Below are 24,566 nucleotides of genomic sequence, written 5' to 3'. Positions count from 1 at the left end.
GCGTGCCTCCCCTTCCCAGGGGTGGCGTCGGGGCCCCTGGTGTTTCCACCGTCACCAGCGGTGGTACGCGGGGTGGCCTTCCTTCACCGCGACGAAGGTGCCCCGGCACAGCGCCGTCACCTTGCCACCGGCGGTGAGCGTGCCCTCGATGATGGCCCGGTCCCCTTTGATTTCCACCGGCTTCGCCTCCAGCCGCACCGGCCCCGTCATCGGCGTGGGGCGCTTGAGGGTGATGGAGTAGTCGGCCGTCACGGTGCACGGCGGCGAGGCCGCGCCCTGCGCCTTCATCAAGTGGTACGCCGCCGTCCAGTTGCAGTGACAGTCCAGCAGCGCGCCGATGATGCCGCCGTTGAGCACGCCGGGGAACGCCTGGTGGTGCTCGGAGGGCGTCCACTCGGCGACGACGAGGTCACCCTCCGCGAGGCTGCGGATGCGCAGGCCCTGGGTGTTGGCCGGGCCGCAGCCGAAGCAGCTGTTGTGGGGGGCGTACTGTTCCTGGAGAGACGGGCCGTCTGGAATCGTCGACATGGCCGGCGACCTTACGCGAGTCCCCCTCCGGCGTCCGTCCTCGCACCGTATCCAGCCACGACTCCAGCGACAGCGCGTCCAGCCCTTCACAGTCGCCCGTGCACGCGCGCAGCAAGGTGCCATCCGCCTGCGGACGGTCCACCCACCAGCGTTCTCCGTCGAACGCGCCTCGGTCCTTCTCCAGCACCACTGCCTCGTGCGCCGCGTCACCGAGTTCCACCACGCCGTCCGGACGGATGCGGTACGCGTCGAACGCGCGCGGCGCGCCGGGCCAGTGCCCCGCGTCGAACACCTCGGGCGAGACATGCGTGAAGCCCGTCTCCGCGTACAGGTTCAGCGGCGCCAGCGACTCACCGCGCAGGAGCGGCGCCAGCGACACGCCAGCGACACCCGTCAGCGCGGGCAGGCTCGACAGCTCCAGCAGCGTGGGTCCCACGTCCACCAGCCGCACCAACGCCTCCGAGGTGGCGGGCGCGGAGAAGCGTCCCTTGGGCGGCTTCACCGCGAGCAGGATGCGGTTCTCCAGCTCGGTCAGCCGCGCGCCATGGACGGGCGTGGCGCCCGCCAGGTCCGGCCGGTCCTCGTGGAAGCTCTCGCCGTGGTCCGAGATGAGGACGATGAGCGCGTCGTCGTAGCGCCCCGAGCGGCGCAGCGCGCCCAGCAGCATGCCCACCTGCGCGTCCGCCTGGGCAATCAGCTCGTCGTAGAGCGCCTCCGCGCCGTCGCGGCTCCACCCGCCCTTGGCGCCTGGAGACACGGGGGCGAAGTGCATGCGCAGCCGTCGCTCCAGAGGCTCGGACGGTGACACGAAGCGCCGGTAGAAGGGGTGGACGGGGTCGCCTGGGAAGTGCGCCGCGGTGGCGTGGAAGGCGAACAAGGTGGGCCCCTGGCTCGCCTCGTCCAGGAGCGTGTTCGTGAGCCGCTCCGCATAGCCCATCGGGTCATGGATGCCGGCCAGCGCGCGGTTGTCGATGAACTCCGGCACCCACGCGGCGCCGACGGAGTGGTCCGCGAAGACGCCGAGCGCTCGGTAGCGCAGCTTCTCCAGCAGGAAGTTCACCGCGCCGCGCGGGGGCTGCAACCGGGTGGCGAAACCCGAGGCGGGCCCCTCCGCGTGGAAGCGCGAGCAGTCCGTGGCGAACACCGTGCGCCACCCCGCCCTCGCGAAGGACTCCGGGAAGGTGGGCTGGAGCTTCATCCGCGACTCGGACGTCAGCGCGTAGCGCACGCCCGTCTCGTGGGGCCAGCGCGCGGTGAGCAGCGAGCGCCACGCGGGCTCCGTCTGCGCCACGGGCGTGTACGCGCGGGTGAAGAGGGTGGAGTCCGCGACGAAGCGGTCCACATGAGGCGCCACCTCACCCGTGCCGCCCAACGTCCGCAGCCGGTCCGGGCGGAAGGCATCGATGCCGATGAGCACCACCAGCGGAGGCTTCACGTCATCCGTCCCGCCGTCCCCCATCCGCCCCGCGACGAACAGCACCGCCACCGCGGCCACCAGCCCCGTGCCCACCTGGAGCCGCCGCTTCCACGTCGGCAGCCGGGCCAGGAGCGCCGCGACGTGCACCAGCGCCAACACCACGGCCGCCGCGCGCGGATGCCACGGCGCGCCATGGTCCACCAGCCACGCCAGCAACGGACGTACGGCGGGAAGGTCGTCGAACAGGGCCGGGCGGGAGATGGCTCGGTCCCACGCCAGCAGCAGGACGAGCACGCACCAGCCCGCGAGCGTCGCCCCCACCCCACCCCATCCCCAGACGCGCGCCAGGCCCCAGGCCACGCCCGCGAGCACCGCTCCCGCCAGCAGATAGACGGCCGCGACGCGCAGCAGCAAGCCGGGCAGCACCGGGCGCACCGCCGCCGACAGCGCCGCGTAGGGCCCGTCCACGTTGATGTCCACGCCGACCAGCCCCGAGCGCAAGAGCAGCCAGGACTCCAAGGCGAACAGCACCAGGCCCAGGCCCGCGCCCAGCACGAGGCGCCAACCGAGCGAACGGAACGGATGAGGGGGAACGGACTCAGCCATGCGTCAGCGTGTATACCGCAACGCGACACGCTCGCGAGCACAGGAGCCTTTCCGGCCCGGAAGGTGCGAGCGCTATCGAGACGGTGCAAGATGCGCGGGCAGTGGAAGTCGACGGGTGGAGCCTGGGATGGGGGGTAAGGCCCTGAGGTCCAACGCGCCAGAAGGCATCCAGGACTCGGTGAACCGGGCCCTCGACGACGAGCGCCGACGCAACGCGCGCCAGATGTCGATGATCCGCTTCGTCGCCGTCTCCGTCATGCTCGTGATGTCGGCCGTCCTGGGCCTGTACTTTCGCAAGGCGGACTGGCTCGCGTACCTCCCTACCCTCTCCATCTACTGGCTCTGCACCGCGGCGGTGTGGGTGGCCGTGGCCCGCTCGCCGCGCGCGGTACGCTGGGCCGGCATGTCCGTGGCCTTCATCGACGTGCCGGCGGTGTATTTGCTCCAGAGCCAGGCGATGCCGGAATCCCCCTCCCCCGGAGGCGTCGCCGGCTTCACGCTCGGCATCTTCGCGGTGCTGGTCATCCTCGCGGCGCTGTCCTTGCGCAACACGGTGACGCTCGTCGTCACCGCCTTCGCCGCCGTCGCGGAGATATTCCTCCAGCAGCAGGCCAAAATCGGCTTCGGCGCCCAGATGGCCTCTGTGGTCATGCTCTCCGTGGCCGCCGCCGGCGCCAGCCACCTGCTCAACCGCATCCGCGCCCTCTCCGCCGCAGTCTCCGAGGAGGAGCTCAAGCGCGCTCGCCTGGGCCGCTACTTCGCCCCCGCCGTCGCCGAGCGCCTCCAGCGCCTTGCCTCCCCCGAGCCCGAGCTGCGCGAAGTCACCGTCCTCTTCGCCGACATCCGCGACTTCACCTCGATGAGCGAGCGCCTCCCCCCGGGCGAGGTCGTGAAGTTCCTCAACGCCTACTATGGCCGGATGGTGGAGGTGGTATTCCGCCACGGAGGAACGCTCGACAAGTTCATCGGGGACGCACTCATGGTGTACTTCGGCGCGCCGCTGGCGGACGCCGAGCACGCCTCCCGCGCGGTGCGCTGCGCCCTGGACCTGGTGAAGGAGCTGGAGGCGTTCAACGCGGACCGGGCCCTCCAGGGAGCCCCGGCCATCCGGATGGGGGTCGGAGTGCACACCGGCCCCGTCATCCTCGGCAACATCGGCTCCACGGCCCGGCGCCTGGACTACACGGCCATCGGCGACACGGTGAACCTGGCCAGCCGGATTGAAGGGTTGACCAAGCGGGTAGGCGTCCCGGTGCTCGTCTCGGAGGCCACCCGTGCGCAGGTGGGCCCCCTCTTCCACTGGGAAGCCATCACCCAGGCGCTGGTGCCCGGCAAGAGCCGGCCGGTGGCGACCTTCGTCCCCTTGCCGCTGGCCCCCGCCCTCGTCGGCAGCCCGGGCTCGGCGGCCTGAATTCCTCCGTTCGAGCGATCCTCCCGCCTGCTCGGACGCCGCGTATGCAACGCGGGCTTCTGGGCTTCCTAAGTGGCCTACATGGTTGAGGGTTTACGTTGACGCCCCCCTTCCGCGCTCCTTATAAAGCCGCGATTCTTCTCCCTCAGTCATTGGGTCCCCCTTGAGCACTTTCGCGTTGGACAGGGTCTCCGCCCACTTTCCCGAGGCGGTGGTGGAGCGTTATGTGGACCGGGCCGGTGGCGCCTGGGCCGTGATCCACCCCGACTCGCTTCCGAAGGTCGCCGCGTTCCTCAAGAACGACGCGGAGCTGGAGTTCAAGCTCTTCGGCTCCATTGACGGCGTGGACCGGCTGCACCTGGCGGAGAGCGACCCTCGCTTCGAGGTCGTCTACTTCCTGTACTCGTTCAAGCGCCATGAGCACGTGCGGCTCAAGGTGCGCGTGAGCGAGCACCAGCCGGTCATCCCCACGCTGGCGTTCGTGTACCGGGGCGCCAACTGGTGGGAGCGCCTGACGTTCGACTTCTACGGCATCCGCTTCGAGGGCCACCCGGACCTGCGCCGCATCCTCCTGTACGACGAGTTCCAGGGCCACCCGCTGCGCAAGGACTACGCGCTGCGCGACAGGCAGCCGCTCATCCCGGAACGCCCCATCAAGGACATCTTCCGCGGTCCCGGCACCAGCGGGCACTCCTGAGGACGACACATCATGGCCGACAGCCACACGTTTGATGCGAAGGGCCACAATCCGGACACCGACGGCTCGCTGCCGGAGGGCTCGGATCTGGAAGCTCACCTCCAGAGCAAGCACATGGTCATCAACATGGGCCCGTCCCACCCCGCCACGCACGGCACCGTGCGGCTGAAGGTGGAGCTGGACGGCGAGACCATCGTCAAGATCGACCCTGAAATCGGCTTCCTGCACCGCGGCTTCCAGAAGAGCTGCGAGAACGTCACCTGGACGCAGTGCCTGCCGTACACGGACCGGCTCAACTACCTGTCCGCGATGATGAACAACTTCGGTTTCCTCAACGCCGTGGAGAAGCTCATCGGCCTGGAGATTCCGGAGCGCGCCCAGTACATCCGCGTCATCGGCAGCGAGCTGCATCGGCTGACGGACCACCTGACGTGCGTGGGCGCCACCGGCCTGGAGATGGGCGGCTTCGCGCCGTTCCTCTACGGCATGGAGGCCCGCGAGCTCCTCCAGGACCGCGTCACGGAGCTGACCGGCGCGCGCCTCACCACCAGCTTCGGCCGCGTGGGAGGCATCAACCGCGACCTGCCCGAAGGCTGGGCGGACAAGGTCCACAAGACGCTCACTCGCACCGAGGAGCTGCTGGTGGAGATGGACGGGTTGCTCACGCGCAACCGCATCTTCGTGGACCGCACCAAGCACACCGGCGTCATCTCCGCCGAGGACGCCATCGACTACGGCTGGACGGGCCCGGCCCTGCGCGCGTGCGGCATCGACCACGACCTGCGCAAGGCGCACCCGTACTGGGTCTACGAGCGCTTCAACTTCAGCGTCGCGGTGGGCGAGCACGGCGACAACTACGACCGCTACCTCGTCCGCATGGAGGAGATGCGTCAGTCCATCAGCATCATCCGCCAGGCCTTGGAGACCATCCCCGCCGGCCCCATCATCGTGGATGACTGGCGCATCGCGCTGCCGCCCAAGCCGGAGGTCTACGGCACCATCGAGGGCGTGATGGCGCACTTCAAGCTCGTCATGGAGGGCATCCAGGTGCCCCCCGGCGAGTGCTACGACGCGACCGAGGCCTCGAACGGCGAGCTGGGTTGGTACCTGGTGAGCGACGGGCGCGGTCGTCCGTACAAGGTCCACGTGCGCGCCCCGGGCTTCCCGGTGCTCGCGGCGGTGCCCCATATCATCGAGGGGAAGATGCTGGCGGACCTCATCCCCACGTTTGACACCATCAACATGATTGGCGGCGAGGTCGAGCAGTGAGCAACGACGACACGAAGAAGCCGACCGGTGACGCGCAGCCGCCCCCCAAGGGCGCGCCCACGGACACCCCCGCGGCGAAGATCGGTCCCGAGCCCTCCAACCCTCCGGCCGGTCCGAAGATGGACACGCCTCCCGTGGCGGCCAGCAGCGTCACGCCTCCGCCCAAGGCCGCCGCCCCTCCGGGCCCGCCGCCCAAGCCCGCGCCGAAGAACCCGGGCTTCGTCACCTGCACCATCGACGGCAAGGAAGTCGTCGTGAAGCCGGGGACGAACATGATCGAGGCGGCCAAGACGGTCGGCTCGGACATCCCGTACTACTGCTACCACCCGCGCCTCTCCATCGCGGCCAACTGCCGCATCTGCCTCATCGAGGCGTCCAACGCGCCCAAGATGGTGCCCGCGTGCCAGTCGCCGCTCGCCGAGGGTGTCGTCGTGAAGACGACGACGCCGAAGGTGAAGGAGCAGCAGCGCGCGGTGATGGAGTTCCTGCTGCTCAACCACCCGGTCGACTGCTCCATCTGCGACCAGGCTGGTGAGTGCAAGCTGCAGGACTACTACATGAAGTACGACTACCGCCCCTCGCGCCTGGAGGGCGGCAAGGCCCTGAAGAACAAGCGCAAGGTGCTGGGGCCGCGCGTCGTGTTGGACCAGGAGCGCTGCATCATGTGCACCCGCTGCGTGCGCGTGATGAACGAAGTCGCCAAGGAGCCGCAGCTGGGCGTGTTCGGCCGCGGCAGCCACGAGCGCATCGACGTGTTCCCTGGCAACGAGCTGGACAGCGACTACTCGCTGAACACCGTGGACGTCTGCCCGGTGGGCGCGCTGCTCAGCCGCGACTTCCGCTTCAAGGCGCGCGCGTGGTTCCTGTCCGCCACGCCGTCCATCTGCACGGGCTGCGCGAAGGGCTGCAACACGTACGCGGACTGGATGTCGCAGGACACCTACCGCATCCGTCCTCGTGAGAACGAGGAGATCAACAAGAGCTGGATGTGTGACCAGGGCCGGCTCATGTACAAGTCCTTCAACCTGGGCCGCGTGCTCCAGGCGAGGATTGGCCGCGCCACGGGTCAGGCCGCGTCCGAGGCCGTGCCGGTGGTGACGCGCAAGGAGGCCGCGCAGGCCGCCGCCAAGGCGCTCAAGCCGCTGGTGGGCAGTGGCAAGCTCGCGGTGCTCGCCTCGCCGGTGTCCTCCAACGAGGAGCTGCTGGCGGGCCTCACCTTCGCGAAGGCCACGCTGGGCATCTCCACCGTCTACGTGGGTGGTCGTCCGGCGGGCAAGGCGGACCACTTCCTGAAGACGGCGGACAAGAACCCCAACCGCAAGGGCCTGGAGTGGATCGCCAAGGGCCTGGGCCTGAAGGTGGAGACCTTCGAGGCGCTCACCACCGCCCTGGACAAGGGTCAGGTGAAGGCGCTGTACGCCATCGGCACCGAGGTGCCGGGTGACGTGGCGGCCTTCGCCCAGGCGGCCTCCAAGCTGGACGTCTTCGTGGTGCAGGAGAAGAACGAGTCGCCGGTGACGGCGCAGGCGACGGTGCTCCTGCCCGCCTCGATTCACGTCGAGGACGAGGGCTCCTTCACGCAGATGGACGGCATCACCCAGCGCTTCCGCAAGGCGTACCCGCCCAAGGGCGACGTGATTCCGGGCTGGAAGTGGGCCGCGGAGCTGACGCGCGAGGTGGGCGGCGAGGCGCCGGCCTGGACCTCCGCGCGCGACGTGTGGCGCGAGCTGTCCGGCAAGGTCGCCGAGTTCGCCGAGTTCAACTGGGACAAGGCCTCTCCGCCGGACCGGGAGAAGCCGGGTATCAATCCGCTGCCCACGGGCGCCGATGGGCGTCCTCCGGGCTACCGTGAGTTCGGTTCTCCCCGGGTGAGGGGTATCTAGCGATGAAGCGCGTACTGACTGTCCTCTTCGCGATGGGCTTCATCGTCGCGACGCTCGCGGGTGTGTCCGCGGCGGCGTATGTGGTGGCCGGCCTGGCCGAGGAGCATCTCTTCGCGGGCGCCAGCCGCCTGACGAACATCCTGTTCCTGATGCTCGTCTTCGTGATGATCATCGCCACGCTGTTGACCATCGCCGAGCGCAAGTGGAGCGCGCTGATGCAGGACCGCGTGGGTCCCAACCGCGCGCGCATCAACCTGCCCGGCCTCCGCAACCGCTCCCTGGCGGGCCTTCCGCACATCCTCACGGACGTGCTGAAGATGCTGACCAAGGAAGACTTCATCCCGGGCACGGCGAACACGTTCCTGTTCAAGCTGGGCCCCATCCTCGCCTTCGCGCCGGTGTTCGCGCTGTTCGCCGTGGTGCCCGCTGGGCCCTCGGTGACGGTGTTCGGTCACCGCGTGGACATGGTCGTGGCCACGCCGGACTTCGGCGTGCTGTACCTGCTCGCCATCGCCTCCCTGGCCGTCTACGGCACGGCGCTCGCGGGCTGGTCCTCCAACAACAAGTTCGCGCTGCTGGGTGGCGTGCGCGCGTCCTCGCAGATGATCTCCTACGAGGTCGCCCTGGGCCTGTCGCTGATCGGCCTGTTCATGGCGTTCTCCTCGCTGCAGCTTCCGCTGCTCGTCGGTGAGCTGGGCCTGGATGGCGCGCAGGCCACGGGTCAGGCGCAGTACCTCTGGCGCACGGATGGCGCGTTCGACTTCGGCCTGCCGGCGTGGGGTTTCCTGCTGCAGCCCATCGGGTTCATCGGCTTCTTCGTCGCGTCCTTCGCGGAGACCAAGCGCGCCCCGTTCGACGCGCCGGAAGGCGAGTCGGAGATCATCGGCTACTTCGTGGAGTACTCCGGCATGAAGTTCGGCCTGTTCATGATCTCCGAGTTCGTGGAGGTCGTGGTGCTGGCCGGCGTGACGACGGCGCTGTTCTTCGGCGGCCACCACCTGCCCTTCGGCGGCGAGTGGCTGGCGAGCCAGCCGCTGATGCAGGAGCACGGGTGGCTGTACGGCACCCTCCTCGGCACGGTGTTCTGGGTGAAGGTGGTCCTCCTCATCTGGGTGCAGCTGGTGATTCGTTGGACCTTCCCCCGCTTCCGCTACGACCAGATCCAGGCGCTGGGCTGGAAGATCCTCCTGCCGCTGGCCCTGGTGAACGTGTTCGTCACCGGCGCGCTGGTGCTGTGGGATCCGTCCCTGCGGGCGCTCGCGGTGGTGGGCATGCTGGAGATTGGCGTGCTGGTGGTGCTGACGATGACGAAGAAGGCAGAAGCGGCGGAGGGCGGTGCGCACGGCGCGCATGGAGCCCATGGCCATGACCACGGGCACGACGCGCATGGGCTGCCGTCCCACGCCAGCGCGGCGTCTCCGCACTAGGCCCTAGGGCACCGGGAATCGAGACACCATCATGGCCATCAAGATTACCAAGGTCACCCAGGACCCCCGCACGGACATCCGGGAGCGGATGTACATCCCGGAGCTGCTGCACGGTCTGGCCATCACGACCAAGCACTTCTTCCGCAACCTCTTCGGCACGCGTGACACGAACACGCAGGTGCAGGACCGCACGGGCTCCAGCCTGATGACGACGGTCGAGTACCCCGAGGAGAAGCCCATCTACCCGGAGGGCTACCGCGGGCTGCACCGGCTGGTTCCGCGCGAGGACGGCAAGCCGCGCTGCGTGGCCTGCTACATGTGCGCGACCATCTGCCCGGCGCAGTGCATCTACATCGAGGCGGGTGAGTACGAGGAGACGGACGCTGACGGCGAGTCGCGCGTCATCGAGAAGTACCCCACCCAGTTCGTCATCGACGAGCTGCGCTGCATCGTGTGTGGCCTGTGCGTGGACGCGTGCCCGAAGGACGCCATCCGCATGGACACGTACATGCACACCCCGTCCGAGTACACGCGGCAGAACTTCGTCTACGACATCCCGAAGCTCTTGAAGGGGCCGGCCGTCTCGCACCCCTCGGACCCGTGGAACAAGCGTGAGGGCTCCGAGGAGCCGCACCACACGCACAAGGAGGCCCACACGCGCATTGGCGACGGCCTGGTGCAGCTCAAGACGCCGCAGCTGGGCGCGGGGCATGACCACCACGGTGGGCACGGCAAGGCCGTGGTGACGCACGGACAGACGGTCGTCACGCAGCAGGGCCCCATCCAGGTGACTAAGTTCCTCAAGTAGATCCATCCACGCGCCCCGCGCGTACGGATGTGCAGCAGCCCCGGCCCGCCTCCCCGCTCCTCGAGCGGTAGGCGGGCCGGACTCATTTCGGGGTGTGGGTGATGACGTTGCAGCTCTTCAATGGCCCTGGCGTCTGGCGTCCGGGCTTCCGTCCCCGGGACGGTGTGGAGTGCGGCCTGGCACACGATGTTGAAGGTCGGCTGCTTTCGCTCGGGGTGTGGACTCCGTAGGGTGGGTGGTGTCTTGGCGATGAAGCGCTACCGCTTGTCCGTGTGCAAAGGGTCGACCTGCAAGGCCGGCGGCGCGGATGGGGTGTATGCCGCGGCCCGGGACGCGCTGTCGGAGCAGGGGCTGGTGCGGCGCTGCGAGCTGTACCGGGGCGGCTGCTACGGCTTCTGCCACATGGGGCCCAACGTGGTGGTCCGCGAGGACACGGGCCGCAAGAGGGACCCGCTGTCGCCCGAGGACTTCCAGCTCATGGGCTGGGACGGCGAGGTGTACTACTCGGAGATGACGCCCGAGAAGATGCGCCGCGTGGTCAACGAGCACATCGCGAAGGACGCGCCCGTGCGCGAGCTGTTCGGCCAGCCGGAGACGCCGGACCCCGACGACGGCTGAGGCTCGCGCGAGCGTCACGCCGCGACAGCGACGTGCTCACTCTCGTCCACGCCGTGCACCCCATCCCACTCCGCGGGCGGCGGCGTGACGATGAAGCGGGCGCAGCGCGCCGCGTACACGGCGGAGACGGTGTCCTTGAATTCGGTGGCGGAGCGCTCGAAGACAGCGTGCGCCTCCGCGAAGCGGCGCTGGTGGTACGCCGTCAGGGCCTTCTCGTGCAGCGCGAGCTGCTCCTGCTGCGGTCCGGTGATTTCACCCTTCCGCCCCACCAGCTCGTGCACGCGCAGCGGCTCCGTGCGCCCCTTGAGCCGCACCCGGTCCACCACGCGGAACACGTAGTTGTCCCCCGCGAGCGACGCGGTGCCGTCCCCCACCAGCACATAGGTGCCGTACACCTTGTTCAGCGACTCCAGCCGAGCCGCCATCCCCACCGCGTCACCGAGCACGGTGTAGTTGGACTTCAGCTCGCTGCCCATGTCGCCGACGATGACCTCGCCTGTGTCCACGCCAGCGCGGAAGTTCAGTCGACGGCCGTACTTCTTCTCCCAGGCGTCCTGCTTCTCCGTCAGCACCGCGCGCATCTTCAACGCGGCCTCGCAGGCCAGGTGCGCGTGGCGCTCCGTGCGCACGGGCGCGCCCCAGAACGCCATCACCGAGTCGCCGATGTACTTGTCCACCTGCCCCGCCGTGGAGCGCACCACCGCCGCCATCTCCAGCAGGTACTCATTGAACAGGCCCACGAGCTGCTCGGGCGTCATGCCCTCCGACAGGCGCGTGAAGCCCTCGATGTCGCAGATGTACACGGACATCCGCCGCCGCTCGGGGCGCATCAGGCTCAAGTCGCGAGTCACCAGCCGGGCGACCTCGGGGCTGACGTAGCGGCCCAGCGCCGTCTGCACGAAGTCGCGAATCTGCTGCTCGTTGCGGAAGGCGTAGACGGTGGTGACGGCGAACGCCCCCACCATGGCCAGCAGCGGTCCCGCCATGGCCACCCAGAGGCGCTGCTCGATGAACACGTAGAAGACCGCCGCCGTGTACCCCGCACCCGCGAGCGCCAGTCCACTCAGGTACAGCAGCGCGCCCCGCAGCGAGCGCAAGAGGAAGCTCAGCGACAGCGCGAGGAAGGCCCCCAGGAACGCGAGGCCCACCGTCAGCCCCAAATCGTAGTCCGCGGGGGCCCGGGTGATGCCCTCGGAGCGCAGGATGTTGGCCAGCGCCTGACCCAGAATCGCGCCGCCCGGCGTCTCCAGGCCAATGGGCGTGTGCCGCAGGTGGCCGGACTCGCCCGCCGTGCGCGTGAGGACGACGGTGCGGCCCTCCAAGTCATTGTCGAAGCGCGCCGGACGCTCGTCCGCCACGTCGAAGACATTGAGCAGCACGTTCCACGCGCGAATGGAGCGCGCCAGCGAGCCGCGAGAGCCCCGCCCCGCCGTCGGCGCATCCCAGCGCATCAGGCTGTAGCCCGACGCGTCCATCGGCACCGAGTACGCATCACCCACGTGCAGCCTGCCATCCACGTAGCGAAGCGTGCGCGTGTTGGCCAGCCGCATGGCCGCCGCGAGCGGGAGCGAGGGCAACACGTGGCGCCCATCCCTCGCCGTATACGCCACCAGATGAGGGATTCCGCGCACCACGCCGTCGGGGTCCCCCGGCAGGGTGACGGCCCCATAACCCGAGCCACCGCCCATGAGCGGCGCCACCGGATGCTGGAGCTGGCGCACCTCCACCAGCTTCGAGGGGTCCACCCCCTCCACCTGCACCTCCGCCAGCGAGACGAAGAGGTCCGTGGGGCCGATGCGGAACGTGTCGTCCGTGGCACGGCGCTCCGCGATGGCTGCCCCGCGCTCGCCCAGCCGCGTCCCCAGCTCCTTCCCATCCGCCTCGTCCGAGGCGCCGCCCCAGACCTCCACCTGACTTCCCGCGGGGATGACGAAGGCGGGCCGCTGCACCGCGAGCACCGTCTGCGCACGCGCGCGCGCCTCGGCGGTGTTGGCGAACGTGCCCACCTTCACCCGATAGGGCCAGAGGCGACTCGCCGGAGGCAGCACCCGCGAGCCCTGCGACTCCCACGAGAAGGACAAGAGCGCCTTGCCCGAGTCACGCTCCAGGAACTCGCGGAACGAGGCGTCGTCGCTGGAGATGGCGCCGGGTGACAGCTTCGGGTTGACGCAGGCGTTGGGGCTCAGCTCGGGGAACGGCAGGTCGAGCAGCACCAGCAACGCGCCCTCCTCCACCAGCCGGTGTGCCATGGCGCCCACGAGCTGCCGGGGCCAGGGCTGGGTGGCGATACCGGGACGGTCATCCTGACGCGCCTCGGCGAGCGTCTCGTCGTCAATGGCCACGACGACGGCCTCGTCCGGGCGATCCGAGCGAGCGCCGAGCTCCAACACGCGCCAGTCGTAGGTGCGCCGCTCCATCCCCTCCAACCACCCCTGCGCTGTCTCCACGGGGCCCGAGGGCACCCATGCGGGCGAGTCCCCTCGCGGCGCCGCGGGCTGGGGCGCCCGGAGATACACGAGGATCCCCAGCACACAGCCGAAGAAGGCGGCCATGGCCAGCGAGAAGCCGAGCCGCTTGAAGAAGCGCCGGCTCGCGGAGTGAACGCGGTGTCCTTGCACGAGTGCCCGCAGGATACCCCGAGATGCCGAGTGCGCGGGGCTTGTCGCGCGTGCCTGCTATGCTCGGCGGACTCGTTGCAACCCAGGAACCCATGAATCGCGTCCTCTTGTCCGCCGCCGTCGCTGCCCTCTTCCTTGCTCCCCTGGCGTGCGACCTGGAGAAGACAGGGGCTCAGCTCACCGCCGACCACGTCATGGTGGGCACCCTGCTGGCCACGCCCGAGGTGGAGGTCTCCGCCTCGGCGCTCGCGGGCTTCGACGCCGGGACGTTCGGTGCGGATGGCGGCGACGCCATCTCGCTGCCCGCCCAGACGGCGGCGCTGGTGTTCTTCGGCACCAAGTCCGGGGAGAACTCGCAGCCCTCGGGGGTGTCCGGGGCCACGGCGACGCTGCAGCCGATGGGAGGCCAGGCCACGACGCTGACGGAGGACGGCTCGGGCAGCTACAGCCGCACCAACGTAGGCGGGAGCGACCCGAGCCTGGCGTACCAGTCCGGCGCCACGTATCAGTTCATCGCCTCGCGCAATGGCACGCGCTACGTGGGACAGGTCGACGACGCGCCGATTCAGGAGAAGATCGAGAAGTTCCACCCCAGCAATGGCTACCTGAGCCACGCCTCCGGGACGTCCCTGTCCTTCGACCGCCCCGCGCCCGCTGGCGGCAAGGAGCGCACGCTGGGCTTCGTCACCGTGGTGCCGCTCAGCTCCGACGGAGCGAAGGGCCAGCCGACGTACTCCAACATGCCCACCACGCCCCTGGAGTTCCTCCAGCTCGTCGCGGTGCCGGGTTCGTATCGCGAGGCGCAGGTGACGATTCCGGGCACGGCCTTCTCTCGGGCCAATCAGACGTACCTGGTCATCTTCCAGGCCGTGCGTCTGGGCGGCGCGGAGTCCGACAACCTGTTCCTCGGCAGCGCGCTGCTCGCGGGCACCGCCGACGTCGGCATCATCCGGACGAACTGACAGCAAGCCCCCCTTCGCTCAGGGAAGGCGCCTCCACAAAGGCCCTTCCCGTGCGAAGTGCGTCTGAACCCAGCGCTCACTCGCCGCCGACAGTTGCCACTCGCCTCGGCCATTGAGGACGAGGACATCGCAGCTCTCGAGCAGGGCGAGCATCGTCCGCTGCGAGCGCTCATCCTCGAAGGCCGCCGCCGCGGAGGCGTAGCGCTCGGCGCCTCCCAGCGCGTCGTGCAACATCAGTCCATACGGGTCGACCAGTGCGGGTGAGCCCTGGGGAATCCCAGGCAGTCGCCCCGCGACGATGCCCCACGCGGGCTCGAAGACGCAGAGCGCCGAGTCAGGAGACACATGGGCCCTGATGTCGTGCCCCAGCGCGAGCAGTCCACGGTCCCGCTGCTGGGCATCACGGAGGGAAGCAGGCAGCGGAGAGAGTGCGGCGAGCCCCACCACGCCCGCCATTGCCACCGCGAATCGGCGCGAGCGCGCATCCGCCCAATCGAGCAGCCACGAAGCGCCGAGCCCCGCGAGCAACGCCGTGGCCGGTGCCAGGCTCGCGTTGTATTGGCCCCAGTAGCTCTTGGATGACAGGAAGACCGCGCACGTGAGGAGCCAGGCTCCCGCGAAGAGCCTCTCGGCGACAGCCTCCCTCCGCCGAGCGCGAACCAGCACCACGAGCAGCCCCACTCCGCTCAACACGGAGACACCGAGGTGTCTCTCGCCCAGCATCGTCACGAGCCGACGCCAGGTGTCCAGCTCACCATCAGGCGGGCGCAGCAACTGGAAGTGCAGCAGGCCCTCGAACATCGGCCCGGGCGCCAGCGCGAAGAAGGGCCCCACCCAGAGCAGCCCCGCCACCAACGCGGCCCCCACGAGTCTCACGACTCGCTGCCACTCTCCCGCGGCGCCACGAGCCCACACCGCGGCGAGCACCCAGACGCCCGCGGTGAGCTTGATGGCGCACGCGGTGGCCAGCAGGACACCGGCCCACAAGTCCTGTCGCCGTGCTCCGTCCTTGCCTTCCGGACGAAGCCACACCCACGCCATCCCGAGACAGGTGAGGTTGAGCAGCGGCTCCAGGAACGGGCCTCGCTCAGTCGCGGCGGCCTCGGGATAGACGGCATACACGAGGGCCGCGACGAGCCCTGCCCGCATGCCCCAACGCTCCTGGGCGATACGTCCACTCAACACCGTGCTCAGGGCACCGAGGACAGGGATGCACCAGCGCACCACGGTGAACGCCGTCGCGGCATCGAAGACGCGGGAGAGCGCGGCCAGGGGCGACAGCAGCACCGCCAACCCGGGCGGGTGGACGAAGAAGTAGTCGCGATAGGGCAACACCCCCTGCGACAGGAGCGCGGCGGCGCTGAAGTAGACGCCCTCGTCGTAGTCCACGGGATGGCCGAAGGCGCCGCCCCGATGGAAGAAGCCCGCGACACGAAGCAGCCAGGCCGCGGCCCCCACCAGCAGGAGCGGCCACCACGGATGGCGCGAAGGACTGGAACTCGAGAGGCTGGCGTCGGACACGGAGTGTCGCGTCTACCAGAGGTCGCGGCCGTTTTCGAAGGCGGCTCAGCCCGCTTCGATATCCAGGTCGATGCGCCCCGCCAGCTTGAGACGCAGCAGGTGCCCCGCGAAGCGCTCGGACTCCTCGCGGCCGAGGACGTTGCGGAAGCTCGAACCCTCCACCACCTCCACCTCGAGCACGGCCCCGCGCTGCAGCAGTCGGAAGAAGTCCTCCCCTCCTCCGGGACGCGGCACGGCCAGCGGCAACATGCCCTTCACCGGAAGCACCTCTCCCAAGGCGCGCACGCGCTCCACCAACGCGGCGGCATCCGGCCTCACGTCCGAGGGAGCCACACCCTCGTCCGGATAGAGCGGCGCGGGCGCCAGGGCCACGTCCTCCGTGGAGTCATCCAGGAGGAAGCCGTACCGCGACGGAATCCGCCCCGTGAAGAGCTGACACAGCAGCACGGGCGTGTCACCCGACACGCGCTCGACATGGAGGATGGAGCGCTCCGTTCCCACCCGGCGCAGCAGCAACGTCAGACGCGGACGATGCACCGCGAGGTGCCGCTGCACGCGGTCCTTCAGCGTGGCGCGAATCTCCGCGAAGGCCGCCGAGTAGCCCGCTTCGGCCTCCGCCTCGCGCGCCGCGAGCGCCTCACGTGTCTTCGTCAGCTTCTCCTCGGCGTCGCGCAGGAAGTCCCCCGCCGACGCCGACGAGGGAACCAGCCCCGGCTCTGTCGACGCCGTCGGCTCCAGGCCCGCGGCGCGCACGGCCCCCAACAGGAAGGAGCCTTGTTGATCCAACCGCTCCCGCTCCTCGCGGAACCGCGCGACGGAGGCCGCGTGCTCCCCCTTCAGCTCCAGCCACGCCTCGTAGCCCGACTCGAGCGTCTCCAACGCACGCAGCCGGGCCAGCGCCGCCTCCGGCCCCGCCGCCGCGCTCATGGGCCCCAACGCCCCACCCTTCGTCGTCTCACTCACGGCCGCGGAGTCTACACCCTGCCCGCAACAGGGCCTCACGAGTCCACGCCGCTCCAGAAACACGGAAGGCCCCCACCCGACGCCGACTCGCGGCACACGGATGGAGGCCCTCACGTCATGACAGGGTCCGCGCTCGTGAGCACGGACCTCTGGAACTACGCCGTGCGGGACGAGGGCGACTGCGCGCCCTGGGACGGCGACGTCTCGCCCTTGCCCAGCGTGTTCGTCAGGTACTCCTGGCCGGACTGCAGCCGCTGCTTGAGGTCATCGCGGAGCTGGTTGCCCGGCTTCGGCGCCAGCAGCAGGCCCAGGCCCGCGCCAACCAGGATGCCCGCCGCGAAGGCGCCCAGCACCGGCAGCACATCCTCCGCCGCGCTGCGACGGCTCTCCAGGCCGATGAGGTTGAGCAGGTCGTCCTTGTCCATCTTCTTCAGGGCGTTCAGGTTCATTCGTGACTCCAACAGGCTGTTACGTCGTGGGGGGATGAGACAGCAAAGCTAGTAGGACGGAGGGCGCGGAGTCCCCGCGGCGGACGCATCCGCCGACGCGGAGCCTTCACGCGCGGCCGAGCCCACCACGCTGCGTCCCGTCTGATAACCCTGGAAGGCCGTCTCGGCCATGCCCAGCAGCTCGTCCTTCACGAAGGGCAGCGCCGCCAGCCGCACGCCCAGCTTGAGCATGCGCGCCGTCAGCGGCGTGAAGAGCCCGCCGCCCAGCACGTAGCCCACGCCCAGCGCGGCCGCGAGCATCCCGTACGGGTTGCGCTCGACGCGGCCCCGCAAATCAAGCGTCTGTCCCAGGTCATCCACCGCGCCCCTCGCATCGCTCCAGAGCTGCTGAGCCTCCGAGCCAATCTGGTCCACCCGCTGGCCGAACCCCGCGTCCGAGCCATGCTCACGGGACGAAGGGTTGCCGTTGCCTGAAGCCCCTGGATAGTTCGTCATGAGTGCCCTCTCTCGTGTTTCGTCAGCGGCGCCACTCAGCGACGCGAGGCGATGCGGCCAACAAGGAAGCCCACGGCCACCGCGCCCAACAGGCACGTGCCAGGGTTGGCGCGGATGAAGCTCACCACGCGGTTGTTCATGTCCACCAGGTTCTGCCGCGCCTCATCAATCTGGGGCACCACGCGGTCCTGGAGCTGACGGGCCCGGTCGGCCACCTGCTGCGGATTCATGTCCATGAAGGTCTTCTCCTCGGTTCAATCAAAAAGGTGAAACCACGAAGTCGTCGGCCCGCGCGGCCTCTAGCGGCGCGAGCCCAGCAGCAAGCCCACGGCGAAGGCCGCGGCCACGCACTCGTGCGGATGGCGGCGCACCCACTCGCGCCAGTCGGCGGCGACGGCCACTTCCTCGCGCAGCGCGCTCACCGACGTGGCCAGCTCCTCGCGCGTCCGCTCGATGTCCTGACGCAGGCTCGCGCTGGTGCGGGGCCCCGCCGTCTTCGGATGTCCATTGCTAGCGCCCACTCGAATGCTCCTTCAGGGCCGGTGTGGTGGCCAGCGCCGCCATGCTCCGCGTCAGCTCATCCGTCGTGTCGTCCATCATCTTCCGCGTCTTCAGCCGCTGCGTCGCCCAGGCGATACCACCACCACCCGCCGCCAGGTTGAGCAGCGACACCACCCCGAGCGCCCCGGCCCACCCCAGGTACGGGGACAGCACCGCCGCGAGCGCACCGCACGCGAAGGCATACCCCACCAGGATGAAGGGCACGAAGGCGGCGATCATCGCCACGTTCATGCCCGTGGCCTTCAAATCCTCCGCGAGCTCCAGGCGCGCCAACTGGAGATGCTGCGTCACCAGTCGGCTGAAGCTGTCCGCCATGCGGCCGACGAGCGCGGCGAGGCCACGCTCCGTCTGTTCGCTCCCCACGTGCATTCACTCTCCGGCCGGCGCTCACGTCCTTACAGAAGTGGCGCCAACCTAGGCACCCCTGCCCTCCGGGACAACCTCATCCCGGCGTTTCTGTCCGGCGTTCGCAAGCGTCGGCCACTCAACGCGCCCGCCGGTCCCCCACGCTACCCGATGAGCTCCACCGGGGGAGAGGGGGTGGACGTCGTCTCGACGACGGGCGCCGCGAAGCGCAGGACGAGCGGCAGGTGGTCGGATGCAATGCGACTGCGCTCCGTGCGGTGGGGGTGGATGGAGAGCGGCCGGACTCCCGAGTCCACGTAAATCCGGTCCAGCCGCAGCACGGGCCACCGCGTGGGGTAGGTCCGAGCAGGCGTCCCCAGCTCCAGCGCCGCGTCGTGGATGGCCTGGCGCACCAGCGAGGGCACCGCGCCGTTGCCCCAGTAGTTGAAGTCCCCGCACACCACGGCCGGGTCCTTGCGCACGGCGTCCCGGAGGATGTCCGAGCCCAACAGCAACGCCTCCTGGCGACGGCGCTCCGACACCCGCAGGCCCAGGTGGAGCGAGAAGACATGGAGCTGCTGTCCCCCGCCCAGGTCCAGGTCGCAGCGCAGCGCGCCTCGAGGCTCGCGCCGCCCCACGCTCAGGTCGTAGTTCTTCGAGTGGAGGATGGGCAGCCGCGTGAGGACGGCGTTGCCGTAGCGCCGGCCGTTGCGCACCACGTTGGGGCCAAAGGCCATGTGCATCCCGAGCATGTCCGCCAGGTGCTCGGGCTGGTCCTCGCGCGAGGTGCGTGCGCGAAAGTCGCCCACCTCCTGGAGGGCGACGATATCCGCTCCGACTTCGCGGAGGACCTCACCCACGCGGCCCAGGTCGAACCGGCCGTCCGTCCCGATGCCGCTGTGGATGTTGTAACTGACGAGCGTCAGTTCCACGGGGCGCGGCTATCCGTGGAGGGGATTGAGGCGCCGCGCCGCCAGACGGACCACCTCGAAGGGCAGCGCCGCCAGCCGAGCCACCGCCTTGGCCGCGTCCCCCAGTCCGCCGCGCAGCGTCTGCAGCTGACGCCCCGCCTCGTCGATGAGGTCCGGCAGCCGGCCGCGCGGAGGCTGCTCGCGCGTGGGAGGCAGCGCGCCAATGGGCGTGGTGCCACGGATGACGGGCTCCACCATCGGCGCGTCCTTCTTGACCTTGTCCTCCCTCACCTTGTCCTCGCGCGCGGCGCGCTTCGACGCGGCGCGGGCGGGCGCCGACGTGCCGTGGGAGAACTTGCCATCGGGTTCCTGACGCGCCAGCTCCTCGAGCTGCGCCTCCATCTGTCGCGCGTGGAAGATCTCCTCCGTCTCGGAGAAGGACTTGCCGTAGTGCACGCCTTCCTGCGCCGCCAGCTCTTCGGTCTGCGAACGGGATTGAGCCAAATGCTCCTTGTCCCGCCGGCGCATGCTGCGGCTCTGCGGCAAAGTCTTCGGCGCCTGGAAATGGTCGAAGCTATAGGGACGAGGCATCCGCGAATCTCCAAGAGTAATTGGGTCCGAGCAGAAGCTAGGAAGCCTGGAGGCGCGCCGGTACGGGTTGACACAGCGGCTGACAGTCGGCTGCCTGCTCTCCAGCCCGCCGGGCCGCGATTCCAGGCCCCTGCGACGTCCAAGTGCCGACAATGTCAGGCGTGCGCTGCCCGCTCGGAGACCGGGCAGCGGGGCCGCGCCGAGCAGGCACCCCAGCGGGCGCTCCTGGGCAAAGGAGCAACCGTCCGACACCTCGAATTCTCACCCTGGGAAGAGTCCGGGACTTCGTGGTGTAAAGAACGGCTCATGGCTCCGCACCCCGCACGCTGGTTGTATTCCGCGCCTTCCCACGCGCTGCTCGCACTGCTCGCCCTGGGTGCGAAGGCCCAGGCCGCCGAGAAGACGCCAGCGCCTGTCGTCCTCCCCGCCCCTTCGGTGGAGGCCCCTGTCGCGTCCCAGGCGCGTCCCTTGCTCTCGCTCCAGCCCGGCACGGCCAAGCCCGGCGACCCGGTGATGGTGGCGGTGCGGGGCATGGCGGGGATGCCCACGGGCACGCTCGCGGGGCGTCCGCTGCGCTTCTTCGCGTGGGGGGATGGCTTCCTCGCGGTGACGGGGCTGCCCGTGGAGCTGGCTCCGGGCAGCGCCCTGGCCCAGGTGGTGGGCCCGTCGTCGCTCGGCGGCGCGCCGCTGGAGCTGACCGGGAGTCTGGACGTGGTGGAGCCGGGCTATCCGTCGCGCGAGCTGCGCGTGTCCGGCAAGTACGTAGCGCCTCCGGCGTCGGTGAAGGCGCGCATCGCCGCGGACCGGAAGGCCTTCGCCGCGGCCTTCTCCCAGCCCTTCAGCGCGCCGCACTTCGCGCAGAACTTCGTCTGGCCCCGGCAGGACCGCATCACCGCGCCCTTCGGCGACCGGCGCACCTTCAACGGCAAGCTGTCCAGCCAGCACTTCGGCGTGGACATCGACGGGGACCCGGGCGCGCAGGTGACGGCCAGCAACGAGGGCACCGTGGTGATGGCGCGCGACAACTACTCCTCCGGCAAGACGGTGCTCGTGCACCACGGCGGAGACCTCTTCACCGCGTACTTCCACCTGTCGAAAATCCAGGTGAAGAAGGGCGACAAGGTGCCGCAGGGTCACCCGCTGGGCCTGGTGGGCAGCACCGGCCGCGTCACCGGCCCCCACCTGCACTGGGGCGTGAAGGTGGATGGCATCTGGGTGGATGGCGAGTCGCTCTTGCGCCTGGACTTCTTCCCGCCCACCGCCCCCGCCGTGGCCAGCGGGGACACCGCGCTCAGCACGCCCTGAGCGCGGCGAGCTTCAGCGGTCGTTCCACTTCGGCGGGCGCTTCTCCATGAACGCGGAGACGCCCTCGCCGGCATCGTCGGCCAGCACGTTGAGCGACAGCTGCGACGCGAGGAACTCCAGCGCCGCGGGCAGCGGCAGGTCCTCCGCCGTGAAGAAGGCGCGCCGGCCCAGGGCGAGCACCGCCTGGCTCTTGCCGGCCAGCTTCCCCGCCAGCGCCCCCACGGTGGCATCCAGCTCCGACGCGGGCACCACCCGGTTGAGCAGGCCGAGCGTCAGCGCGTCGCGCGCGGGGAGCCGGTCTCCCGTCAGCACCAGCTCCAGCGCCCGCTTGCGGCCCACGTGGCGCTGCAGGAGCGCCATCATCATCATCGGGAACAGGCCCACGTCGATTTCGGGCGTGCCCAGGTCCGCGCCCTCCACCGCCACGGCCAGATCGCACGCGAGCACCAGCCCCAGGCCGCCCGCCAGCGCGTGCCCGTTGACGCGCGCCACCGTGGGCTTGCGCGCCTCCTGGAACCGGGTCAGCAGCTTCCCGTAGGAGCGGCGACCGTCGTGGGTGGCGAGGAAGCCGCCATCGCCCACCATCTGTCCCAGGTCGCCACCCGCGCAGAAGACCTTCTCACCCGCGCCGGTGAGCACCACCACGCGCACGGCGGGGTCCGCCTCCGCGCGCTCCAGCCCGTCCGTCAGCGCCTTCACCACCGTGGGCGACAAGGCGTTGCGCGCCTTGGGCCGGTTGATGGTCAGGTTCGCTTGGGGGCCTTGGACTTCGTAGAGGACTTCTCCGACGACGGCTTCTCCGGCTTCCATGCGGCGGTCTCCGCGCCTGGCGACGCGACCGCCAGCACGCCATGAAGGAAGGTATCGGCGATCTGCGCCTTGGCTCGCTCCAGCGCCTGCGCGTCGCGCGAGTCCGCCAGCCCCGTCACGAAGGCCGTCAGCCCCATCTCAATCGCGCCGAACAGCAGGGCGGAGGACAGCAGCGGATCCGTGTCCGCGCGCAGCTCCCCCGCCTCCTTCGCCCGGATGAACAGCTCCGAGCTCAGGCGGATGGCGTCCACGAAGGCCGTTTGCCGGTTGATGCGCGAGCCCGCTGGACTGCGAGCAATCTCCAGGATGAGGACCTTCACCGCTCGCGGGTCCACCCGGTACGCCTCGAAGGCCACGTCCACCACGCCGTGCACCTTGGCCGAAAGCGGCCCCTCCCCCTCCACCACCGCGCGCACGCGCGTGACGAAGCCGCTCCAGCCCGTGTCGAACACGGTCTCCAGCAGCTCATCCTTGTTCTTGAAGTAGTGGTAGACGAGGCCGTAGGCGACACCCGCCTCCTTCGCCACGTCCGCGATGCGGCAGCCGTGATAGCCCTTCCGGGCGAACACATCGATGGCCGCCCGCAGGATGGTCCGGCGGCGCTCGCTCTCGCGATTCCCGTTGTCCGCCGCCGACTTGCTCTGGCCCACGACGTCCTCCACCGGCTGGTTGATTCTTGAATCAGTCGGCGTGGACCCTACGAACGCGGGCCCCCGGGGTCAATGGGTACTTCTCCGGGGAGCCCGCGCGAGACAGCGGACTAGAGCACGTCGCCCGTGACAGGGGGCGCGGTGACGGACACCTTGTGGCCTTCAATCTTCGCGGCCGTGTACGTGCAGGTGGCCTCCGTCTTCCAGTTCACCGGCGTCGGGAACGGCCCGGGCTGGGGCTCCTGGGTGACGTCGTGCTTGTCGCTGATGAGGTAGCGCTCCACGCGGTACGACGGGTACGTGAGCGGAATCGACCCAGAGGCGAACGGGTCGATGACGATGGGGCCCTCGGCGCCGCCGGTGCAGCCATCCGACTCCGAGTTCTGGGCGATCTGGTTGTACCAGGGGTCCGACACGAGGAAGGTCGCGCTGGCCGAGCCGAAGTGGTCGATGTGGACGTTGGTCGCGGGGGGCGGCGGGGAGATCTGCCGCACGGTGTCCGGGCGATCCAACCCGTGGGGCACACCCGTCCAGAGGATGCGCTCCTGGACCCAGATGAGCGTGGACGCGTCGTAGGTGCCGTTCTTGCCGGTCCACTTGCCGTCGCCGCTGGTGTCGACGAAGCGCTCGCCCGGATCCCACGTGCCGTTGTCGTTGTTGTCCACGAAGGGCTCGGTCAGGTCCTCGAAGAACTCCCCCGTGTCCCACTGGCCGTTGTTGTTGTCGTCATCGAAGGCCTCCTCGCCCGAGGTGACGGCGATGAGGGCGACCAGGTTGTCGCGCGGGTTGTTGGTGATGCCCGGACGGATGGGGTCGGCGCGCGTGGGCTCCGGGCGCGTGATGAACGGCTGGGGCGGGGTGTTGAAGGCCGCCAGCGGGTTCACATCCCAGAGGAAGGGCTGCATCCACAGCGGGGCGATGTACTCACCGGTGTGGGTGGCGTCCTTGGTGGGCGTCCAGGTGAACTCGCCCGGCGGAACGTCGTCCGGCAGCGGCAACGAGGTCTTGTAGAGGACCTGGGCGTTGCCCACCACGTCGGTGACGGACGTGGCCGTGGGGCCGATGGTGCCGGCCTCGGTGAGGAAGGACACCTGCGTGCCCTCGATTCCGTCGCCGTTGCGATCACCCACGTGGGCGATGCAGTTCACCTTCACGCCGGCGATCAGGTTGCGCGCCTCATCCCAGGCGCCAATGGCGTGGTGCAGACCGGACCCTTCACCGGACCACGAACCGCACTGGAACGTGAGCTGACGGGAGCTGGAGTTGGTGCCCGCGAAGCTGATGACCGGGGAGATGACCGACTTGGCCTCCGCACCCGTCCCCGCCGACGCCACCACGACCACCGAGGCAACACGGCCACCTCGGGCAACCACCTGCATGGTGACGAGACCGTCGCCAGGGTTGGTTGTTCCCACGGTGGGAGACAGCTCGACACCCGGGACCGGTGACTGGAGGGTGAAGGTCACCTGCGTGCCGGCTTGCGCCATGCCTCGCGAGTCCACCGCGCGGAAGCGCAGTGTGGTGATTTCTCCCAGTCGCGGCCGAGCCGGAGACTGATCCACGAACTCAAGCGTGGCAGGAGCTGGCGAAGAGCACGCCAACAACACCATGCTCGTAAAGGCCACCCACGAGGCCAGACCCGGACGCATCAGCGACGACTCCTTGACGAAGAAGAAAGCGCGCTGTGCGCGAGCAGCGCACAGCGCATCTCCATCATCTTC

Annotated in this window: 24 protein-coding genes; 9 read left to right on the top strand and 15 right to left on the bottom strand. The window is 69.5% G+C overall.

All coding sequences use genetic code 11. The features are described 5' to 3' along the window. Window positions 1-51: 51 nt before the first annotated feature. Window positions 52-528: a PaaI family thioesterase gene (locus tag ACN469_RS28225; RefSeq protein ID WP_498772670.1), complete on the bottom strand. Its 477-nt coding sequence runs from the start codon at window positions 526-528 to the stop codon at window positions 52-54. Continuing rightward, entirely contained in the window at window positions 410-2,551 is a 2,142-nt protein-coding gene (locus ACN469_RS28220; protein ID WP_498772668.1) for a sulfatase-like hydrolase/transferase, read from the bottom strand. Before ACN469_RS28220 ends, ACN469_RS28225 begins: the two co-directional genes overlap by 119 nt. Before the next feature lie 127 nt (window positions 2,552-2,678). Between ACN469_RS28220 and ACN469_RS28215 the strand changes: the two genes are divergently transcribed. The 7 genes from ACN469_RS28215 to ACN469_RS28185 all read left to right on the top strand — a co-directional run bounded on the left by ACN469_RS28215 (window position 2,679) and on the right by ACN469_RS28185 (window position 10,664). After that, on the top strand, window positions 2,679-3,962 hold the full coding sequence (locus ACN469_RS28215; RefSeq protein ID WP_498772666.1) for an adenylate/guanylate cyclase domain-containing protein: 1,284 nt from the start codon (window positions 2,679-2,681) through the stop codon (window positions 3,960-3,962). Between the two features lie 178 nt (window positions 3,963-4,140). Beyond that, a complete protein-coding gene (locus ACN469_RS28210) occupies window positions 4,141-4,659 on the top strand; it encodes an NADH-quinone oxidoreductase subunit C (protein WP_498772726.1) in 519 nt (172 codons plus the stop codon). Window positions 4,660-4,671: 12 nt separating this feature from the next. Beyond that, a complete protein-coding gene (gene nuoD / locus ACN469_RS28205) occupies window positions 4,672-5,928 on the top strand; it encodes an NADH dehydrogenase (quinone) subunit D (protein ID WP_498772664.1) in 1,257 nt (418 codons plus the stop codon). Further along, window positions 5,925-7,811, top strand: a complete 1,887-nt coding sequence (locus tag ACN469_RS28200) for an NADH-quinone oxidoreductase subunit G (RefSeq protein ID WP_498772662.1) — start codon at window positions 5,925-5,927, stop codon at window positions 7,809-7,811. Before nuoD ends, ACN469_RS28200 begins: the two co-directional genes overlap by 4 nt. 2 nt (window positions 7,812-7,813) lie before the next feature. Next, window positions 7,814-9,238 carry a complex I subunit 1/NuoH family protein gene (locus ACN469_RS28195; RefSeq protein WP_498772660.1) on the top strand — a complete coding sequence of 475 codons (1,425 nt, stop codon included), beginning with the start codon at window positions 7,814-7,816 and terminating at the stop codon, window positions 9,236-9,238. 31 nt (window positions 9,239-9,269) lie between these two features. Next, window positions 9,270-10,046 (top strand): NuoI/complex I 23 kDa subunit family protein, encoded by a 777-nt coding sequence (locus tag ACN469_RS28190; protein WP_498772658.1) that lies wholly within the window; start codon window positions 9,270-9,272, stop codon window positions 10,044-10,046. Between the two features lie 249 nt (window positions 10,047-10,295). Beyond that, window positions 10,296-10,664, top strand: coding sequence for a (2Fe-2S) ferredoxin domain-containing protein (locus tag ACN469_RS28185; protein ID WP_498772656.1), 369 nt, complete (start codon window positions 10,296-10,298; stop codon window positions 10,662-10,664). Between the two features lie 14 nt (window positions 10,665-10,678). Here the strand turns inward: ACN469_RS28185 and ACN469_RS28180 are convergent, their stop codons facing one another. Next, on the bottom strand, window positions 10,679-13,216 hold the full coding sequence (locus ACN469_RS28180; RefSeq protein WP_498772724.1) for a CHASE2 domain-containing protein: 2,538 nt from the start codon (window positions 13,214-13,216) through the stop codon (window positions 10,679-10,681). A 158-nt stretch (window positions 13,217-13,374) separates the two neighbouring features. Here ACN469_RS28180 and ACN469_RS28175 point away from each other — a divergent pair, with 158 nt between their 5' ends. Continuing rightward, the gene (locus tag ACN469_RS28175; RefSeq protein ID WP_498772654.1) at window positions 13,375-14,244 is read left to right on the top strand and encodes a hypothetical protein; all 870 of its coding nucleotides are present in this window, start codon (window positions 13,375-13,377) and stop codon (window positions 14,242-14,244) included. 18 nt (window positions 14,245-14,262) lie between these two features. Here ACN469_RS28175 and ACN469_RS28170 read toward each other — a convergent pair whose 3' ends face one another. The 9 genes from ACN469_RS28170 to ACN469_RS28130 all read right to left on the bottom strand — a co-directional run bounded on the left by ACN469_RS28170 (window position 14,263) and on the right by ACN469_RS28130 (window position 20,080). Next, entirely contained in the window at window positions 14,263-15,765 is a 1,503-nt protein-coding gene (locus tag ACN469_RS28170; protein ID WP_498772652.1) for a hypothetical protein, read from the bottom strand. Between the two features lie 45 nt (window positions 15,766-15,810). Further along, window positions 15,811-16,728 carry a hypothetical protein gene (locus ACN469_RS28165; RefSeq protein ID WP_498772650.1) on the bottom strand — a complete coding sequence of 306 codons (918 nt, stop codon included), beginning with the start codon at window positions 16,726-16,728 and terminating at the stop codon, window positions 15,811-15,813. Between the two features lie 155 nt (window positions 16,729-16,883). Then, complete coding sequence (locus ACN469_RS28160; RefSeq protein WP_498772648.1) at window positions 16,884-17,177, bottom strand: YtxH domain-containing protein; 294 nt, start codon at window positions 17,175-17,177, stop codon at window positions 16,884-16,886. Between the two features lie 48 nt (window positions 17,178-17,225). Next, window positions 17,226-17,672 carry a hypothetical protein gene (locus tag ACN469_RS28155; protein ID WP_498772646.1) on the bottom strand — a complete coding sequence of 149 codons (447 nt, stop codon included), beginning with the start codon at window positions 17,670-17,672 and terminating at the stop codon, window positions 17,226-17,228. 35 nt (window positions 17,673-17,707) lie between these two features. After that, window positions 17,708-17,908 (bottom strand): hypothetical protein, encoded by a 201-nt coding sequence (locus ACN469_RS28150; protein ID WP_141648728.1) that lies wholly within the window; start codon window positions 17,906-17,908, stop codon window positions 17,708-17,710. A 63-nt stretch (window positions 17,909-17,971) separates the two neighbouring features. Continuing rightward, entirely contained in the window at window positions 17,972-18,193 is a 222-nt protein-coding gene (locus ACN469_RS28145) for a DUF3618 domain-containing protein (protein ID WP_498772644.1), read from the bottom strand. After that, window positions 18,183-18,602: a phage holin family protein gene (locus ACN469_RS28140; RefSeq protein WP_498772642.1), complete on the bottom strand. Its 420-nt coding sequence runs from the start codon at window positions 18,600-18,602 to the stop codon at window positions 18,183-18,185. Before ACN469_RS28140 ends, ACN469_RS28145 begins: the two co-directional genes overlap by 11 nt. A 140-nt stretch (window positions 18,603-18,742) precedes the next feature. Next, entirely contained in the window at window positions 18,743-19,510 is a 768-nt protein-coding gene (locus ACN469_RS28135) for an endonuclease/exonuclease/phosphatase family protein (protein ID WP_498772640.1), read from the bottom strand. Window positions 19,511-19,519: 9 nt separating this feature from the next. Next, a complete protein-coding gene (locus ACN469_RS28130; RefSeq protein ID WP_498772638.1) occupies window positions 19,520-20,080 on the bottom strand; it encodes a hypothetical protein in 561 nt (186 codons plus the stop codon). Window positions 20,081-20,386: 306 nt separating this feature from the next. On the opposite strand from ACN469_RS28130, the gene ACN469_RS28125 reads away from it, so the two are divergent. Then, window positions 20,387-21,385, top strand: a complete 999-nt coding sequence (locus ACN469_RS28125) for a M23 family metallopeptidase (RefSeq protein WP_498772636.1) — start codon at window positions 20,387-20,389, stop codon at window positions 21,383-21,385. Window positions 21,386-21,397: 12 nt separating this feature from the next. Here the strand turns inward: ACN469_RS28125 and ACN469_RS28120 are convergent, their stop codons facing one another. The 3 genes from ACN469_RS28120 to ACN469_RS28110 all read right to left on the bottom strand — a co-directional run bounded on the left by ACN469_RS28120 (window position 21,398) and on the right by ACN469_RS28110 (window position 24,494). After that, on the bottom strand, window positions 21,398-22,195 hold the full coding sequence (locus ACN469_RS28120) for an enoyl-CoA hydratase/isomerase family protein (RefSeq protein WP_498772634.1): 798 nt from the start codon (window positions 22,193-22,195) through the stop codon (window positions 21,398-21,400). Continuing rightward, complete coding sequence (locus ACN469_RS28115; RefSeq protein WP_498772632.1) at window positions 22,129-22,845, bottom strand: TetR/AcrR family transcriptional regulator; 717 nt, start codon at window positions 22,843-22,845, stop codon at window positions 22,129-22,131. Before ACN469_RS28115 ends, ACN469_RS28120 begins: the two co-directional genes overlap by 67 nt. A 110-nt stretch (window positions 22,846-22,955) precedes the next feature. Then, window positions 22,956-24,494, bottom strand: coding sequence for a hypothetical protein (locus tag ACN469_RS28110; protein WP_498772630.1), 1,539 nt, complete (start codon window positions 24,492-24,494; stop codon window positions 22,956-22,958). Window positions 24,495-24,566 lie beyond the last annotated feature (72 nt).

The sequence above is a fragment of the Corallococcus terminator genome, assembly GCF_049194865.1.
Classification (GTDB): Bacteria; Myxococcota; Myxococcia; order Myxococcales; family Myxococcaceae; genus Myxococcus; species Myxococcus terminator_A.
The sequence above is the reverse complement of the archived record's forward strand: the minus strand, read 5'-3'. Positions and strand labels throughout refer to the sequence as shown.

Coding starts and splice junctions, on each gene's coding strand:
- ACN469_RS28125 (WP_498772636.1), top strand. CDS start 20,387: ATGGCTCCGCACCCCGCACGCTGGTTGTATTCCGCGCCTTCCCACGCG.
- ACN469_RS28220 (WP_498772668.1), bottom strand. CDS start 2,551: ATGGCTGAGTCCGTTCCCCCTCATCCGTTCCGTTCGCTCGGTTGGCGC.
- ACN469_RS28110 (WP_498772630.1), bottom strand. CDS start 24,494: ATGCGTCCGGGTCTGGCCTCGTGGGTGGCCTTTACGAGCATGGTGTTG.
- ACN469_RS28140 (WP_498772642.1), bottom strand. CDS start 18,602: ATGCACGTGGGGAGCGAACAGACGGAGCGTGGCCTCGCCGCGCTCGTC.
- ACN469_RS28225 (WP_498772670.1), bottom strand. CDS start 528: ATGTCGACGATTCCAGACGGCCCGTCTCTCCAGGAACAGTACGCCCCC.
- ACN469_RS28130 (WP_498772638.1), bottom strand. CDS start 20,080: ATGCCTCGTCCCTATAGCTTCGACCATTTCCAGGCGCCGAAGACTTTG.
- ACN469_RS28120 (WP_498772634.1), bottom strand. CDS start 22,195: ATGGAAGCCGGAGAAGCCGTCGTCGGAGAAGTCCTCTACGAAGTCCAA.
- ACN469_RS28180 (WP_498772724.1), bottom strand. CDS start 13,216: ATGGCCGCCTTCTTCGGCTGTGTGCTGGGGATCCTCGTGTATCTCCGG.
- ACN469_RS28185 (WP_498772656.1), top strand. CDS start 10,296: ATGAAGCGCTACCGCTTGTCCGTGTGCAAAGGGTCGACCTGCAAGGCC.
- ACN469_RS28215 (WP_498772666.1), top strand. CDS start 2,679: ATGGGGGGTAAGGCCCTGAGGTCCAACGCGCCAGAAGGCATCCAGGAC.
- ACN469_RS28160 (WP_498772648.1), bottom strand. CDS start 17,177: ATGAACCTGAACGCCCTGAAGAAGATGGACAAGGACGACCTGCTCAAC.
- ACN469_RS28150 (WP_141648728.1), bottom strand. CDS start 17,908: ATGGACATGAATCCGCAGCAGGTGGCCGACCGGGCCCGTCAGCTCCAG.
- ACN469_RS28190 (WP_498772658.1), top strand. CDS start 9,270: ATGGCCATCAAGATTACCAAGGTCACCCAGGACCCCCGCACGGACATC.
- ACN469_RS28175 (WP_498772654.1), top strand. CDS start 13,375: ATGAATCGCGTCCTCTTGTCCGCCGCCGTCGCTGCCCTCTTCCTTGCT.
- ACN469_RS28195 (WP_498772660.1), top strand. CDS start 7,814: ATGAAGCGCGTACTGACTGTCCTCTTCGCGATGGGCTTCATCGTCGCG.
- ACN469_RS28155 (WP_498772646.1), bottom strand. CDS start 17,672: ATGACGAACTATCCAGGGGCTTCAGGCAACGGCAACCCTTCGTCCCGT.
- nuoD (WP_498772664.1), top strand. CDS start 4,672: ATGGCCGACAGCCACACGTTTGATGCGAAGGGCCACAATCCGGACACC.